This is a genomic window from Mycetohabitans endofungorum (assembly GCF_037477895.1).
Taxonomy (GTDB): Bacteria; Pseudomonadota; Gammaproteobacteria; order Burkholderiales; family Burkholderiaceae; genus Mycetohabitans.
Genome location: NZ_CP132744.1, coordinates 985,401 through 1,000,883 on the forward strand (window position 1 = coordinate 985,401; position 15,483 = coordinate 1,000,883).

General features: G+C 62.4%; 12 protein-coding genes and 1 pseudogene. 11 read left to right on the forward strand and 2 right to left on the reverse strand.

What is annotated here, in order from left to right; translation table 11 throughout:
- Positions 1-131: 131 nt before the first annotated feature.
- From aceE to lpdA, 3 genes are all read left to right on the forward strand, one after another.
- Positions 132-2,831, forward strand: coding sequence for a pyruvate dehydrogenase (acetyl-transferring), homodimeric type (aceE, locus tag RA167_RS04460; protein ID WP_076786661.1), 2,700 nt, complete (start codon positions 132-134; stop codon positions 2,829-2,831).
- Positions 2,832-2,922: 91 nt separating this feature from the next.
- The gene (gene aceF, locus RA167_RS04465) at positions 2,923-4,692 is read left to right on the forward strand and encodes a dihydrolipoyllysine-residue acetyltransferase (protein ID WP_076787804.1); all 1,770 of its coding nucleotides are present in this window, start codon (positions 2,923-2,925) and stop codon (positions 4,690-4,692) included.
- A gap of 43 nt (positions 4,693-4,735) precedes the next feature.
- Complete coding sequence (gene lpdA, locus RA167_RS04470; protein WP_076786663.1) at positions 4,736-6,577, forward strand: dihydrolipoyl dehydrogenase; 1,842 nt, start codon at positions 4,736-4,738, stop codon at positions 6,575-6,577.
- Between the two features lie 308 nt (positions 6,578-6,885).
- Here the strand turns inward: lpdA and RA167_RS04475 are convergent, their stop codons facing one another.
- A complete protein-coding gene (locus RA167_RS04475; protein WP_076786665.1) occupies positions 6,886-7,452 on the reverse strand; it encodes a phasin family protein in 567 nt (188 codons plus the stop codon).
- 576 nt (positions 7,453-8,028) lie between these two features.
- Here RA167_RS04475 and pbpG point away from each other — a divergent pair.
- Positions 8,029-9,198: a D-alanyl-D-alanine endopeptidase gene (gene pbpG, locus RA167_RS04480; RefSeq protein WP_076786667.1), complete on the forward strand. Its 1,170-nt coding sequence runs from the start codon at positions 8,029-8,031 to the stop codon at positions 9,196-9,198.
- Positions 9,199-9,314: 116 nt separating this feature from the next.
- On the opposite strand, the gene RA167_RS04485 is transcribed toward pbpG, so the two are convergent.
- The gene (locus RA167_RS04485; RefSeq protein WP_076787806.1) at positions 9,315-10,118 is read right to left on the reverse strand and encodes an IclR family transcriptional regulator; all 804 of its coding nucleotides are present in this window, start codon (positions 10,116-10,118) and stop codon (positions 9,315-9,317) included.
- A 74-nt stretch (positions 10,119-10,192) separates the two neighbouring features.
- Here RA167_RS04485 and RA167_RS04490 point away from each other — a divergent pair.
- From RA167_RS04490 to iscA, 7 genes and pseudogenes are all read left to right on the forward strand, one after another.
- Positions 10,193-10,494, forward strand: a pseudogene (locus RA167_RS04490) (acyl-CoA dehydrogenase family protein); the annotation flags it as partial.
- Positions 10,495-10,534: 40 nt separating this feature from the next.
- A complete protein-coding gene (locus RA167_RS04495; protein WP_237574318.1) occupies positions 10,535-11,710 on the forward strand; it encodes an enoyl-CoA hydratase/isomerase family protein in 1,176 nt (391 codons plus the stop codon).
- Between the two features lie 450 nt (positions 11,711-12,160).
- Positions 12,161-12,643, forward strand: coding sequence for a low molecular weight protein-tyrosine-phosphatase (locus RA167_RS04500; RefSeq protein ID WP_076786671.1), 483 nt, complete (start codon positions 12,161-12,163; stop codon positions 12,641-12,643).
- A 150-nt stretch (positions 12,644-12,793) separates the two neighbouring features.
- Complete coding sequence (iscR, locus tag RA167_RS04505; RefSeq protein ID WP_076786673.1) at positions 12,794-13,324, forward strand: Fe-S cluster assembly transcriptional regulator IscR; 531 nt, start codon at positions 12,794-12,796, stop codon at positions 13,322-13,324.
- A 56-nt stretch (positions 13,325-13,380) separates the two neighbouring features.
- Complete coding sequence (locus RA167_RS04510) at positions 13,381-14,604, forward strand: IscS subfamily cysteine desulfurase (protein ID WP_076786675.1); 1,224 nt, start codon at positions 13,381-13,383, stop codon at positions 14,602-14,604.
- 44 nt (positions 14,605-14,648) lie between these two features.
- Positions 14,649-15,074, forward strand: a complete 426-nt coding sequence (iscU, locus tag RA167_RS04515) for a Fe-S cluster assembly scaffold IscU (RefSeq protein WP_076786677.1) — start codon at positions 14,649-14,651, stop codon at positions 15,072-15,074.
- 82 nt (positions 15,075-15,156) lie between these two features.
- A complete protein-coding gene (gene iscA, locus RA167_RS04520) occupies positions 15,157-15,480 on the forward strand; it encodes an iron-sulfur cluster assembly protein IscA (protein WP_139337092.1) in 324 nt (107 codons plus the stop codon).
- Positions 15,481-15,483 lie beyond the last annotated feature (3 nt).

Here is a 15,483-nt window from a genome sequence, read left to right on the forward strand (position 1 = left end):
CGGGTCTTTACAATTCGGTGGCCACCCGGCCAGGATGCCGCTTCCGGCCGCGCGATCCCGCAGGCGGACCCGCGCGCGGTAGCTGGTCACTTTGTGCTGCACGTTCCCCATACCAGGACCAGGAGACGCTCATGTCCGCCGTACCCGAGGAAGTGATGAAGTATGTCACCGCCGAAAAAGACAACGACCCGCAAGAAACCGCCGAATGGCTCGAGGCGTTGGATGGCGTGCTGTCGGCCGTAGGCCCTGAGCGCGCACATTACCTGATCGAGAAGCAGATCGAATTTGCGCGGGTCCATGGCGAGCATCTGCCGTTCTCCGCAAACACACCGTACATCAATACGATCCCCGTGTCCGCGCAGGCTAAGAACCCCGGCGATCAGGACATCGAACACCGGATCCGCTCGTACACGCGCTGGAATGCGCTGGCGATGGTGCTGCGCGCCGGCAAGCACACGAACGTCGGTGGACACATTGCCTCGTTTGCGTCGGCCGCCACGCTCTATGACGTCGGGTACAACCATTTCTGGCACGCGCCGAGCGCCGAACATGGCGGCGACCTGGTGTTCGTGCAGGGCCACTCGTCGCCCGGCATTTATTCGCGCGCGTTCCTGTTAGGCCGACTAACCGAGGAACAACTGGACAACTTCCGGCAGGAGGTCGGGGGCAAGGGCATCTCATCGTATCCGCACCCGTGGCTGATGCCAGATTTCTGGCAGTTCCCGACGGTGTCGATGGGCCTAGGCCCGATCATGGCGATCTACCAGGCGCGTTTCATGCGCTACCTGGAGGCGCGCGGCATTGCGAAGACCGCCGGGCGCAAGGTTTGGGCTTTCCTCGGTGACGGCGAAACCGACGAGCCGGAATCGCTCGGTGCGATCGGCATGGCCGGACGTGAGAAGCTGGACAATCTCGTGTTCGTGATCAACTGTAACCTGCAGCGGCTGGACGGGCCGGTGCGAGGCAACGGCAAGATTATCCAAGAGTTGGAGTCCGAATTCCGCGGTGCGGGCTGGAACGTGATCAAGGTGATCTGGGGCAGCCGCTGGGATTCGCTGTTCGCGCGCGACAAGACGGGCGCGTTGATGCGCCGGATGATGGAAGTCGTCGATGGCGAATACCAGACGTACAAGTCGGAGTCCGGCGCCTACGTGCGCGAGCATTTCTTCAACACGCCGGAACTCAAGGCGCTGGTGGCGGACTGGTCCGACGATGACATCTGGAATTTGAACCGAGGCGGCCACGATCCGCATAAGATCTACGCGGCATTTCATGCGGCGCAGCATAATGTTGGCCAGCCGACCGTGATTCTGGCGAAGACCATCAAGGGTTACGGGATGGGCGAGGCCGGGCAGGCGATGAACATTACCCACCAGCAGAAGAAAATGCAGGTGGACCAACTGAAGAAGTTCCGTGACCAGTTCCGGCTGCCTATTTCGGACGACGAGATCGCCGATGTGCCTTATCTGAAGTTCGACGAGGGTTCAAAGGAGCTTGAGTACATGCGTCAGCACCGGCTGGCGCTCGGCGGCTATCTACCGCAGCGACGGATGAAGGCCGATACGTCCCTGGACGTGCCGCCGCTCTGCGCGTTCGAACCGGTGCTCAAGGGCACCGGTGAGGGACGCGAGATTTCCACGACGATGGCGTTCGTGCGGATCTTGAACATCCTGCTCAAGGACAAGGCGCTCGGCAAGCGGATTGTGCCGATCGTGCCGGACGAGTCGCGCACGTTCGGCATGGAGGGGCTGTTCCGCCAGATCGGCATCTGGAACCAGGAAGGGCAGAAGTACGTGCCGGAAGATTCCGACCAGCTGATGTTCTACAAGGAATCGACGACCGGGCAGATCCTGCAGGAAGGCATCAACGAGGCGGGCGGCATCTGCGACTGGATCGCGGCGGCGACATCGTACTCGACGCACAACGAGATCATGGTGCCGTTCTACATCTTCTACTCGATGTTTGGCTTCCAGCGCGTCGGCGATCTGGCCTGGGCCGCCGGCGACATGCGCTCGCGCGGCTTCCTGCTCGGCGGCACCGCGGGACGCACAACGCTCAATGGCGAAGGGTTACAGCATGAGGACGGGCATTCGCTGTTGTGGGCGTCGTCGATCCCCAATTGCGTCAGCTACGATCCGACATTTGGCTACGAGCTTGCGGTGATCATCCAGGATGGCTTGCGCCGCATGGTGCAGGAGCAGCAGGACGTGTTCTATTACCTGACGGTAATGAACGAAAACTACGAGCATCCGGCGATGCCCGAGGGCGAGCATGTCGCGCAGCACATCGTCAAGGGCATGTATTCATTGCGCAAGGCTGAAGCGGACAAGGACGCTCCGCGCGTGCAATTGCTCGGCGCTGGCACGATTCTGAACGAAGTGATTGCCGCAGCCGAGTTACTGAAAAACGATTGGGGCGTGGCCGCCGACCTTTGGAGCGTGCCGAGCTTCATCGAACTGGCCCGCGAAGGGCACGCAGTACAGCGCCAGAATCTGCTTAACCCGCTCGCCGAGCCCAAGCTGTCGCACGTGCAGACCTTGCTGAAGGACACGCAGGGGCCGGTGATCGCGTCGACTGACTATGTACGCTCGCTGGCCGAGCAGATCCGCGCATTCGTGCCGCGTCGCTATGTGGTGCTTGGCACCGATGGCTTTGGTCGTTCTGATACACGCGAGCAGCTGCGTCACTTCTTCGAAGTCGACCGCTATTGGGTCACGGTGGCCGCGCTGCACGCGTTGGCCGACGAAGGCACGATTGACCGCAAGCGGGTGGCGCAAGCGCTGCAGCAATACCAGCTCGATCCGGCCAAGCCGAATCCGGTGACAGTCTAACGCCATTTTCCCGCATCGCGCGAATGCGCTGCTCCGTGTGCGACAGCCGTGGCCGGCTGTCGCACACGCGTGGCTGATGGAGACAAAATCAATGAGTGAAGCGATCGAAGTGAAGGTGCCGGACATCGGCGACTACAAGGACGTGCCGGTGATCGAGGTGCTGGTCAAGCCGGGCGATGCCGTCGAGCCGGAGCAATCGCTGGTCACGCTCGAGTCGGACAAGGCGACGATGGACGTGCCGAGCCCGAGCGCCGGTGTCGTCAAGGAAGTCAAGATTAAGCAGGGCGATACGGTCTCCGAAGGGTCGCTAATCGTGATCCTCGATCGCGCGAGCAGTGCGCCGGCGTCTAACGGTCACAGTGCGGCGCAATCCGCCGCAGCCGCTGCGCCGGCCGCGGGCCAGGCGTCCGCCGCAAGCTCAGCGTCCGCTGCCACACCTGCGCCGCCGGCCGCTGCGGCTGCGTCCTCAGCTCGGCCTGTATCGCCGGCCGCGCCCACTGCGTCCTCACCCCAGGCTGCGTCGGATGGGGCCGGCGGCGTGCGCGAGGTCAAAGTTCCCGATATCGGTGACTATAAGGACGTGCCGGTGATTGAAGTGCACGTGAAGGTAGGCGACGTCGTCGAACCGGAGCAGTCGCTGCTCACGCTGGAATCGGACAAGGCAACGATGGACGTGCCGAGCCCGGCCGCCGGTACGGTGAAGGCGCTGAAAGTCAACGTCGGCGACATGGTCTCAGAAGGCACACTGATCGTCGTGCTGGAGAGCATCGGTGGTGCGGCCTCCGAGCAAGCGCAGCCTGCGCCGGCCGCGCAGCCGGCTACTGCGTCCAAGCCGGTCAAGCCGCCTTTGGATCTGCCGGTTGCGTCAACGCCGGCCAGTGGCGCTCGCGAGCCGTCTGCGCTTGCGCAGGCGCCGGTGATCCCGATTGCCGGCGCACACCGCGCCAGTCACGCGAGCCCGTCGGTGCGCAAGTTCGCGCGCGAGTTGGGTGTCGAGGTCGCGCGCGTGCCGGGCACGGGCCCGAAGGGCCGGATCACGCGCGAGGATGTGACCGCCTATGTGAAGGGCGTGATGACCGGACAGCGCGGCGTGCCGGCGGGCGCAACCGCTGCGTCGGGCGGCGCGGGACTGGACCTGCTGCCCTGGCCGAAGGTCGACTTTGCGAAGTTCGGCCCGGTGCAGGCCAAGCCGCTGTCAAGGATCAAGAAGATCTCTGGGGCGAACCTGCATCGCAACTGGGTCATGATCCCCCACGTGACGAACAACGACGAAGCCGATATTACCGAGCTTGAGATGTTGCGCGTGCAACTAAACAAGGAAAACGAGAAGGCGGGCATCAAGGTGACAATGCTCGCGTTCGTGATCAAGGCGGTTGTCGCTGCGTTGAAAAAATTCCCAACCTTCAACACCAGCCTGGACAGCGAGAACCTGGTGTTCAAACAATATTTCAACATTGGCTTTGCGGCCGATACGCCGAACGGGCTCGTCGTGCCGGTGCTCAAGGAGGCTGACCACAAGGGTGTGCTCGACATTGCGAAGGAAACCGCGGAACTGGCGAGGCTGGCTCGTGAAGGCAAGCTGAAGCCAGACCAGATGCAGGGCGGCTCGATTTCGATTTCGTCGCTTGGTGGCATCGGCGGCACGCATTTCACGCCGATTATCAATGCACCGGAAGTAGCGATCCTCGGCTTGTCCAAGAGCGCTTACAAGCCGGTCTGGGACGGCAAGCAGTTTGTCCCGCGGTTGATGCTGCCGCTGTCACTGTCGTACGACCATCGCGTGATCGATGGCGCGCAGGCCGCGCGCTTCAACGCGTATCTGGTCCAGATCCTCGCGGATTTCCGCCGCGTGATGCTGTGATTAGACGATATCAACCCGTTGCGCGAACAAGAAGGGGACGTGGATGAGTCTCGTTGAAGTGAAAGTGCCTGACATCGGCGATTTCAAGGACGTCAGCGTGATTGAGGTATTGGTCCAGCCTGGCGATACGATCCACAAGGAACAGTCGCTGTTGACGCTAGAAAGCGACAAGGCTTCGATGGAGGTGCCGAGCGACTACGCCGGCACCGTGAAGGAGGTCAAGGTCAAGGCCGGTGATAATGTGTCCGAGGGCACCGTGATTGCGATCATGGAGGTTGCCGACCAGGCGGAGCGTGCTGATGATAGCCGTACCGCGGCACAGTCGCCGGCTGCGGCCACCGCGTCCGCCCCGGCCCCCGCGTCGGCGCCGACATCGCCGGCCGCGTCAGGCGCGCGGCTGGCGAGCGCGTCGCTGCCGACGTCGGCAGCGCTGCCTGCAGCCGGTGCGCCGGTTGCGGCCTATCGTGGCAGCGCCGATATCGAATGTGACGTGTTGGTGCTCGGTGCCGGCCCAGGCGGGTACTCGGCCGCGTTCCGCGCCGCTGACCTCGGCCTGAAAACTGTGCTCGTCGAGCGCTATCCGACACTGGGCGGCGTCTGCCTGAACGTCGGGTGCATTCCGTCGAAGGCGTTGCTGCACACCGCCGCCATCGTTGACGAGGCGGCGGCGCTGGCAGCGCATGGGATCACGCTCGGCAAGCCGCAGATCGATTTGGGTAAGCTGCGCGAGTTCAAGAGCGGCGTGGTGCGTAAGCTGACGACCGGGCTCGCTGGCATGGCCAAGGCGCGCAAGGTGCAGGTGGTGACCGGCGTTGGGGCATTCGTCGACCCTTATCATCTCGAGGTGCGGACCGACGGCGGCAAGCAGATCGTGCGGTTCAAGCAGGCGATTATCGCGGCCGGCTCGCAAGCCGTGAAACTGCCGTTTCTACCTGACGACGCACGCGTTATCGATTCCACTGGCGCGTTGGCGCTGCCGCAAATCCCGCAGCGGATGCTAGTGATCGGTGGCGGGATCATCGGGCTCGAGATGGCCACCGTGTATTCAACGCTCGGCGCGAGCATTGACGTGGTTGAGATGCTCGACGGCTTGATGCAGGGCGCGGACCGGGACCTCGTCAAAGTATGGGAGAAGTTCAACGCAAAGCGCTTTGCAAACGTGATGCTGCAGACCAAGACCACGGCTGCTGAAGCTAAGCCGGACGGCATCTATGTGAGTTTCGAAGGCGAGCATGCGCCAACGGATCCGCAGCGCTACGACTTGGTGCTCGTTGCAGTCGGGCGCAGTCCGAACGGCAAGCGCATTGGCGCCGAGCGTGCCGGCGTTGCAGTGACCGAGCGCGGTTTCATCGAGGTCGATCAGCAGATGCGTACCAACGTGTCGCATATCTATGCGATCGGCGATATCGTGGGTCAGCCGATGCTCGCTCACAAGGCGGTCCATGAAGGGCATGTGGCAGCGCAGGCCGCCGCCGGCGAAAAATCTTACTTTGATGCGCTGCAGATTCCTTCGGTGGCGTACACCGACCCCGAGGTCGCATGGGCCGGCAAGACAGAGGCGCAACTGAAGGCCGAAGGCATCCAGTACGGCAAGGCTGTGTTTCCGTGGGCTGCCTCCGGGCGCGCGATTGCGAACGGCCGGGACGAGGGCTTTACGAAGTTGCTGTTCGATGAACAGACCCATCGCGTGATCGGCGGCGGTATCGTCGGACTCAATGCGGGCGATCTGATCAGCGAGATTTGCCTGGCCGTGGAAATGGGCGCGGACGCGACGGATATCGGCAAGACGATTCATCCGCACCCGACGCTCGGGGAGTCGGTTGGGATGGCCGCGGAATTGTACGAAGGCGTCTGCACCGATCTGCCGCCACAGCGCAAAAAGTAACATGGGCCGTTAACGCGGGCTGTGCCGGTTCGTCGCGAATACGTGCAAGACCGTTGGGGCGCGTTCAGATAGCCTTCGCCTTATCAAATGGCCTGCTCTATGCCTCGTCGAGGTGTCGGCTCATTCAACGGCGCATTGCGTGAGACATCGAGTCGCGCTTTGCTGGCGCACCGGCAAAAGTGCATGGCGCAGGGCGCCAGCGCGTGGAACGGATACCATCGTGCTGTTCAGCCTTGCACCGGCATGGGCTCATGCACCACACCGTTGCCTTGGGCGCTGCTAGCTCCATGACGCCGAGCGGGTAGCCGTTACTTCTTGGCGGTGCGCGATGCCTGTGCGGCAGCTTGCTGAGCAGCTTTCGACGCAGCAGTGGCGGCGGCGTTGAAGTTGCTTTCAGCGATCTCAACTGCCTGCTTTGTGGCCTTTTGCACCGTTTCGTAGGTTGTGTTCGCGGCGGTGATCGCTGATTTCAACACCGAGACGACGGTTTCCGAGCCAGCCGGCGCGGTTTTCGCAACATTGTCGACCAACGCCTGCACGTTGCGGTTTTGTTCCTCGTACTGCGCTTCGGCAACGCGGACGAATTCGGCTTGCGTGGCCGACGCGATCTCGTACAGGTGATGGCCGTACGACAGGACTTTCTCCGCGGCAGGCTGCCCCAGGCTGGTTTGCAGCGACAACAGCTCCTGCGCATCCTTCACCGACAGCATGCGGTGCGCGTTTTCTTGAGATTCGGCCAGTGTCGCCTTCGCCGCTTTTAGGTTTAGCTCAACGAGTTTTTCGGCGCCTTCGAACGCTTTGTTCGCCAAACCAAACCACGTTTCCAAATTCACCTTCTGGGCGGCAGCGATTTGCTCGGGGGTCAACAGATTCATGCTTGCGCTCCTGACCGACCCTGGCGGGGCCGCTGGTGGGGAGAAAGGCCGCCGCGCTGTTGTGCAGTGCAGCAGAATACGCATTTTAGGTGTGTTTGCGCGCGTGTCAAGTTTTTTTGTGCAGTGCACAAATCAGGCTTCAGCTTAATAAACAAGTGTTTAGCGGCGTAAGCCGATGGGGCCGCAGCCAGCGCGGCTCGCTCAACGCAGCGTCTCAGCACACCGCGCTTCGCCTGGTCGGGATGTACACGCACCGTTGTGTGTCAATTTCGAGAACGTTTGAGTCATTGATTTGTTGTAGCGCGGCGCGCGACGAGAAAGGCATCTTTGTGCTGTCTCGAGGCAAACCTGGTTCAACATCGGTGGCACCAAACCGTTAAGTCGGAGGTAGGCACCGTTAAGCGACGGTGTAGCGAACTACCGTACGCGCCTGATTACTGATTTCAATTACACTGCAAGGCTCGATTGTCTGCCCTGAACGCCTGACAGGTCTTGGATGAAGTATTGGCGATAAGTGCCTAATAGGTTAGTCATTCCGGGCTTGGCTACACTTTCGGAAATCCGGTCATAACACGAATGAAAAGCACCTTGTTTTCGTCGTTGAAAGGCATCTGTGTCGCTGCCTTTGGCACGGCGTTGTCCATCGCCGGCTCAGCCATGCTGATGGCTGCGCTGGTCGCGCCGGCCAACGCGTATGCCGTCACCGCCGCGAAGGAAGCACGCGAATCCCGTGCGCGCCATGCTACCGCCGGCAAAGGTGGCAAGGCATGGACTGCGAAGCACCCGTCCAGGACCCGGCAAGCCCGCGCCGCGCGCTCGAGCAAGGTGGTGCGGCAGGCCGCCGCGCAGCCGTCGAAACGGCGCGTGTCGGCGCGGCTGAAGGGCCGTACGCACCATGCGGCCGTGCGCCGGGTCGCGTACCAGCCCAGGCCCGCAGTAGGCGCGTTCACGCTGCAGTCCGACGGCAGCGTGGCGTTGCGCTCGACGGTGGGCTTCATGGTCGATCAGAACACCGGTGAGGTACTGTACGACAAGAACTCGGCGTCAGTCGTGCCGATCGCGTCGATCACGAAGCTGATGACCGCGATGGTCGTGCTGGATTCGAAGGCACCGCTCAATGAGAGGCTGACGGTGACCGACGAGGACCGCGACTACGAGAAGGGCACCGGTTCCCGATTGTTGATCGGCTCGACGTTGTCGCGTGAGGATATGCTGCACATCGCGCTGATGGCCTCGGAGAATCGCGCCGCCGCGGCGCTGTCGCGCTACTATCCCGGCGGCCGACCCGGGTTCATCGCAGCGATGAACCGCAAGGCCGTCGAATTGGGTATGGCCCAAACCCATTTCCAGAACGCGACCGGCCTAACCTCGCAGAACGTGTCCAGCGCGCGCGACCTCGCGAAGATGGTCAATGCGGCATATCGGTATCCGCTGATCCGCCAGTTCTCCACTGACCGCAGCTACGATGTGTTCACCGGCAAGCGCATGCTCGCCTATAACAGCACGAACGCGCTGGTGCGCAACGCTTCGTGGGATATCGGGTTGCAGAAAACCGGCTTTATCAACGAGGCCGGCGAATGCCTGGTCATGCAGGCGACGATCCATGGCCGGCCCGTGATCATGGTGCTGCTGGACTCGTTTGGCAAGTATTCGCGCTTTGCCGATGCACAACGGTTGCGCAATTGGATGGACACTGGCGGAGTGCAACGTGTGACGAGCGCACAGACCAACGGCGCTGGCACCTGAACTGCACCCGTGTGCCGGTGTGCGGTCAATCTGCGCATTGGCGTTGGCCGGGCCGGCGCGCGTTCGCGGGTCTATCGTTCGCCGGCGATACCTGGCGGACGGTGGAACCGTTCATTTCACGCGGCAGCAGCAGCCGTGGTGGTGTTCGCCGGCGGCTGGTACCCGAGCGCCTGTGAAATTTCCAGCGCGGTATGGGTGAGCTGCGCGAGCCATGCGTTTTGCAAGCGGTCCGCCGGCGCGGACAGTGACAGGCCCGCCACCAGTTTCGAGCTGTCGTCATAGATGCCAGCCGCGATGCATCGCACGCCTAGTTCCAGTTCCTCATTGTCACGTGCACACGCTTGCTGGCGCACGTGTGCCAGTTCGCGCTCTAGCTTTGCTAGATCCGTGATGCTGTTCTGCGTATGGCCGGCTAGCCCGGTGCGCGTTGCGTAGGCGCGCACGCGCGATGCTTCGTCCGCGGCCAGGAACAGCTTGCCGACGGACGTCAGATGCAGCGGCGCGCGGCCACCGATCGCGCGGACCACCTGCATGCCGGAGCGCTCCGAATAGGCGCGTTCGATATAGACGATTTCGTCACCCTGCCTAACAGATAGGTTCACCGTTTGCCCAGTGAGCCGGTGCAGTTCGCGCATTGGGCCGAGCGCGGCGTCGCGCACCGACAACCGGGCTTTGACCAGATTGCCTAACTCGAGCAGACGCATGCCCAGGCGGTACGTGCCCGGATCCGAACGATCGACGAGCCGGCACGTTACCATGTCGTTCAGGATTCGATGGGCGGTCGAGGGATGAAGCTCGGTGCGTTGCGCGAGTTCCTTGAGGCTGACAGGATCGCTATGCGCGGCGAGCGCGTCGAGCAGCCGCATCATCCGGTTGATTACCTGGATCGAGGTCTTGGCTTCTGCGTTCAGGTCGCTCATCATGGATACCGCTGTGCTGCAGTAGAAACCCGATTGTATCTCGTATGGTGAAAGATGCGAACGGTATGATGCCGCTGCGCGAGCACCAGAGCGTGCCAAGGTGCTGGCGGACATGGCCACGCAACTGAACGCGGCGTGCTTGCTCGCGCATCACGCGGCGCGCTTGCGCACCGCTGGCAAGCCGTGCCTGTCCGAGGCCAAGCTTTACACGTCGGAGATGGCCGAGCGGGTGTGCTCCAGCGCGATCCAGGTGCATAGCGGATACGGCTATCTTGAGGGCTATGCCGTCGAGCGACACTACCGTGATGCGCGCATTATGCAGCTTTACGAAGGAACAAGCGAGATACAGCGGATGGTGATGGCACGGCAGGTCTAGCACGCGCGCCGTGCTGGTCAGCGTGATGCGAGGGAGGGTTATGACGACAGGGTCGCCCGCAGTGGGCGTGGTTGAGGCCGCCGCCGGAGCGCGGCGTGATGTTCCGGCCGCCGCACCGGTGACAGCCGAACATTTGAGTTATCAGGTGATCAATCGGGTGGCGGTCGTGACGCTGAATCGTCCCGATGCGCTGAACGCGCTGTCGCATTCGATGGTGCGCACGCTGGCGCAATGGGTCGAGCAATGCCGGACGGACGACCAAATTTTGGCACTAGTGCTGTGCGGTGCCGGCGACAAGGGTTTTTGCGCAGGGGGCGATGTGCGGGCGCTGTACCGGCTGGCGAGCGCCGGCGAGCGCTCGTGGCAAGCGTTCTTCATTGACGAATATCGGCTCGATTTCGCGCTGCATTATTTCCCTAAGCCCGTGGTAGCGCTGATGGACGGCATTACGATGGGCGGTGGGATGGGGTTGGCACAGGGTGCCTCGCTGCGGATTGCCACCCAACGTAGCCGGATCGCGATGCCGGAAACACGAATCGGTTTCGTGCCAGATGTGGGGGCCACGCGATTCTTGGCCGTGCTGCCGGTGGAGTTGGAACTGTATGTTGGATTGACCGGCGTGACGCTCAGCGGGGCCGATGCGCAGCGGCTCGGATTGGCCGATCTGCTGGTTGACGCCGATGCGTTGCGCGATTTCGACGTGCGACTGTGTGAAGCGGACACCACGGACATTGATCGTGCGCTGAAGCAGGCATTCGGCGGCTCCGATTCCAAGCCGGTACGCAGTACCGTGGACGATTGGCGCGCGCTAGCCATGCGTCATTTCAATCCTCGCCACTCGGTTGAGCAGATCGTTGCGTCGCTACACGGCCATTTGTCGGCCGGTCCCCGCGAGGCCGAGCGCGAATGGCTCAGCGCGACCCTCGATGCGCTGAGCGCCTATTCTCCCACCATGCTCAACGTGACGCGGCAGGCGTTGCTGCGGGGACGCCATATGACGCTGGCTGAATGTCTGCGGATGGAACTGGCGATCGCCACACAGGCGATCGACCACGGCGACTTCTGCGAAGGGGTGCGGGCGCACCTGATCGACAAGGACAAGCGGCCGCGCTGGGCGCCGGCCACGCTGGCCGAGGTCCGCGAAGAGCATGTGGCCGCGATGCTGCGCTCGCCGTGGCGCGCCGACGCGCATCCGCTGGCCGACCTGCACGGCTGAGCCGTTCAACTCACACGCCTCGCGCACGCCGCGGCGCCTGCTTAGTGCCAGTGTGTGTCCGTCTTGCAGGCCCTTCCATATGGGGCTGGCTGCGGAGCTGCCATTGTCGTCTCTCATGTTGCGGCCCTGGGTATTGCCGCACGCCGGCGGCAATGAAAAACGACAAGTTATCGGGTTGGTGGCGGGGCGCGGCGTGGTGCCGCTGGCGGCACGATGGGGTCTGCAATGGGTGCGTCGGCCGGCGCGTCGCGCTGGCTCGATCTGCTCAGTCAAGCGCGGTTCAATGCGGAGTTAGCGTGCACTGTGTCATACGGGCTTATCGATGGCGAGCCCATGCCCGGGTGTGCCGGGCGGCCAGTGCGCGATGTGGCAATCGTGCCTATTAGTACAAGCGTGCAGCACGAGCATGGATTCCGGCGTAGAATTGCGGCGCTCCGAACATTCAAACCCATGAAAACTGTCGCGCTGCTTTTCGTCTGCCTTGGCAATATTTGCCGTTCCCCCACCGCCGAAGCGGTGATGCGCGCCAAGGTACACGAGGCCGGGCTGGCTGACACGATCCACTTAGACTCGGCCGGCACGGGAGACTGGCATGTAGGTGCCGCACCCGACCCCCGTGCGTGCCGCGCCGCGATGTCGCGCGGTTACGCATTGGACGCGTTGCGTGCCCGGCAGGTCAGCGCCGGCGATTTTGCGCGGTTCGATCTGCTGCTCGCGATGGATCATGACAACGTCGTCGAGCTGCGCCGCCGCTGCCCGTCCGAGCATGGGCATAAGATCCGGCTGCTAATGGAGTTCGCGCGCCGTTACGATACCGACATCGTTGACGATCCTTATTTCGGTGGCCACGAAGGCTTTGAGCGCGTGCTTGATGAAGTCGAGGACGCCTGCGACGGCTTGCTTGCGCAGTTGCGGCAGCGCTACGCAATCTAAGCGGCACGCAGCGCGCGAGCCGACGGCAGCGCACGTTGCCGCATGGAGCGGTGCACTAGTCTGTCCCTGAACGCGGTAGGGGTACTTGACTAAAATGCTAGGATATTTATACTTGATAAAAATTGTCGAGAATTACGGGTGCCCCACACCATGAGACTCACTACAAAAGGTCGCTTCGCCGTTACCGCGATGATCGACTTGGCGTTACGCCAAGAGAAGGGCCCTGTGACGCTCGCAGGTATTAGTCAGCGGCAGCGGATCTCGCTGTCTTATTTGGAGCAGCTGTTTGGCAAGCTGCGCCGGCACGAGATCGTCGAGTCGGTGCGCGGACCGGGCGGCGGCTACCATCTCGCGCGCCGCCCCGACGAGGTGACCGTGGCCGACATCATTATCGCGGTTGACGAGCCGCTGGACGCGACGCAGTGCGGTGGCAAGGGCACGTGCGAGGGCACCAAACAGCCAGACGGCCATTGCATGACGCATGAATTGTGGTCGACGCTGAACCAGAAGATGGTCGAGTACCTCGATTCCGTGTCGCTGCAGGACTTAGTCGAGCAACAGCGCTCGCGCGAGAGTGCAGCGCCGGTGCGGCTCGATCGGCGAGGCGAGCCGGTAGCGCCGGACGCGGTCCGCGTCGGGCCGAAAGGACCGAATTCCGTGTTCAACATCGCGCAGTCCTGAGCGGACGACGACGCGACACACGTATTGGCAGCAGACACAGACTTGCGGAGCCCCATATGAAAAATCCCCCGTTCCACCTGCCCATTTACATGGACTACAGCGCGACGACGCCCATTGACCCGCGCGTGGCGGATAAGATGATCCCGTACCTGCGCGAGCAATTCGGTAACCCGGCCTCGCGTAGCCATGCATATGGCTGGGAAGCTGAGCGCGCGGTCGAACAGGCGCGCGAGCAGGTGGCCGCGTTGGTCAATGCCGATCCGCGCGAGATCATCTGGACGTCGGGTGCGACCGAGTCGGACAACCTGGCGCTGAAGGGCGCGGCGAATTTTTATCGCAGTAAGGGCAAGCACATCGTCACGGTGAAGACCGAGCACAAGGCCGTGCTCGACACCACGCGCGAACTGGAGCGACAGGGCTTCGAGGTGACGTACCTGGACGTGCGTGACGATGGCTTGCTCGACCTGGAGGCATTCAGCGCGGCGTTGCGACCGGACACCATTCTCGTGTCGGTGATGCATGTAAACAACGAGATTGGCGTGATCCAGGATATTGCGGCGATCGGCGAGATCTGCCGGCAAAAAGGGATCGTATTCCACGTCGATGCCGCGCAGGCGACCGGCAAGGTCGAAATCGACCTACAGAAGTTGAAGGTCGACTTGATGTCGTTTTCCGCGCACAAGACATATGGGCCGAAGGGGATCGGTGCGCTGTATGTGCGGCGCAAGCCGCGCGTGCGGATCGAGGCGCAGATGCACGGCGGCGGCCATGAGCGGGGCATGCGCTCCGGCACGCTCGCCCCCCATCAGATTGTGGGCATGGGCGAGGCGTTCCGGCTGGCCCGCGAGGAAATGGCCACCGAGAACGAGCGGGTGCGGATGCTGCGCGATCGCTTGCTCAACGGGCTACTGCGGATCGACGAGGTGTACGTGAACGGCGACATGCATGCGCGCGTGCCGCACAACCTGAACGTGAGCTTCAATTTTGTTGAGGGCGAGTCTCTGATCATGGCGGTCAAGGATGTCGCGGTATCGTCTGGTTCTGCCTGTACGTCCGCGTCGCTGGAGCCGTCGTACGTATTGCGCGCGCTGGGCCGTAACGACGAGCTGGCGCATAGCTCGATCCGCTTCACGGTGGGACGCTTCACGACCGAGCAGGAAGTGGACTACGTGATCGAGTTGTTGAACAACAAGATCGCGAAGCTGCGCGAGCTTTCGCCGTTGTGGGAAATGCATCAGGAAGGGATCGACCTGTCGTCGATCCAATGGGCTGCGCATTGAGCGCGACGGCGTGAACCTCTACCGATACAGCAAGGAGTACTGCAATGGCTTATAGCGACAAGGTTCTGGACCACTATGAAAACCCGCGCAATGTCGGGTCGTTTGCGAAGGACGATGACGCGGTTGGCACCGGTATGGTCGGTGCGCCGGCGTGCGGTGACGTGATGAAGCTGCAAATCCGGGTCGGCGCGGATGGGACCATCGAGGACGCGAAGTTCAAGACCTATGGCTGCGGCTCCGCGATCGCGTCCAGTTCGTTGGTGACGGAATGGGTCAAAGGCAAGACGCTGGACCAGGCACTATCGATCAAGAATACCCAGATCGCCGAGGAGTTGGCGCTGCCACCGGTGAAGATCCACTGCTCGATTTTGGCGGAAGACGCGATCAAGGCGGCGGTGGCTGATTACAAGAAGCGGCGTGTGGCGGTGGCCGACGAACCTGCTGTCCAGGCGGGCGAAGCGGCGGCTTGACGTGGGGAGTCGCTTGACCGGCCGGTCAAGCGCGGCAGTGGGCGAACCGATGAATGATGGCCGGCCGGACCGGCGAACGACGATGGCGATCACTTTGACGGAAAAAGCAGCACAGCACGTGCAAAAGTACCTGACGCGCCGCGGCAAAGGCATCGGGCTGCGGCTCGGAGTGCGCACGACCGGCTGCTCGGGTCTAGCGTACAAGCTCGAATACGTCGATGAACTGGACTGCGGCGACAGGGTGTTCGAGAGCCATGGGATCAAGGTCATCGTCGATCCGAAGAGCCTGGCGTACATCGACGGCACAGAACTGGATTTCGCTCGCGAGGGGCTGAACGAGGGGTTCCGGTTTAACAACCCGAACGTGAAGGATGAATGCGGGTGCGGCGAGTCGTTCCGCGTCTGAATC

What these genes read in the sequence shown, in the direction of transcription:
- aceE (WP_076786661.1), top strand. Translation starts at nt 132, where the DNA reads ATGTCCGCCGTACCCGAGGAAGTGATGAAGTATGTCACCGCCGAAAAA.
- aceF (WP_076787804.1), top strand. Translation starts at nt 2,923, where the DNA reads ATGAGTGAAGCGATCGAAGTGAAGGTGCCGGACATCGGCGACTACAAG.
- lpdA (WP_076786663.1), top strand. Translation starts at nt 4,736, where the DNA reads ATGAGTCTCGTTGAAGTGAAAGTGCCTGACATCGGCGATTTCAAGGAC.
- RA167_RS04475 (WP_076786665.1), bottom strand. Translation starts at nt 7,452, where the DNA reads ATGAATCTGTTGACCCCCGAGCAAATCGCTGCCGCCCAGAAGGTGAAT.
- pbpG (WP_076786667.1), top strand. Translation starts at nt 8,029, where the DNA reads ATGAAAAGCACCTTGTTTTCGTCGTTGAAAGGCATCTGTGTCGCTGCC.
- RA167_RS04485 (WP_076787806.1), bottom strand. Translation starts at nt 10,118, where the DNA reads ATGAGCGACCTGAACGCAGAAGCCAAGACCTCGATCCAGGTAATCAAC.
- RA167_RS04495 (WP_237574318.1), top strand. Translation starts at nt 10,535, where the DNA reads ATGACGACAGGGTCGCCCGCAGTGGGCGTGGTTGAGGCCGCCGCCGGA.
- RA167_RS04500 (WP_076786671.1), top strand. Translation starts at nt 12,161, where the DNA reads ATGAAAACTGTCGCGCTGCTTTTCGTCTGCCTTGGCAATATTTGCCGT.
- iscR (WP_076786673.1), top strand. Translation starts at nt 12,794, where the DNA reads ATGAGACTCACTACAAAAGGTCGCTTCGCCGTTACCGCGATGATCGAC.
- RA167_RS04510 (WP_076786675.1), top strand. Translation starts at nt 13,381, where the DNA reads ATGAAAAATCCCCCGTTCCACCTGCCCATTTACATGGACTACAGCGCG.
- iscU (WP_076786677.1), top strand. Translation starts at nt 14,649, where the DNA reads ATGGCTTATAGCGACAAGGTTCTGGACCACTATGAAAACCCGCGCAAT.
- iscA (WP_139337092.1), top strand. Translation starts at nt 15,157, where the DNA reads ATGGCGATCACTTTGACGGAAAAAGCAGCACAGCACGTGCAAAAGTAC.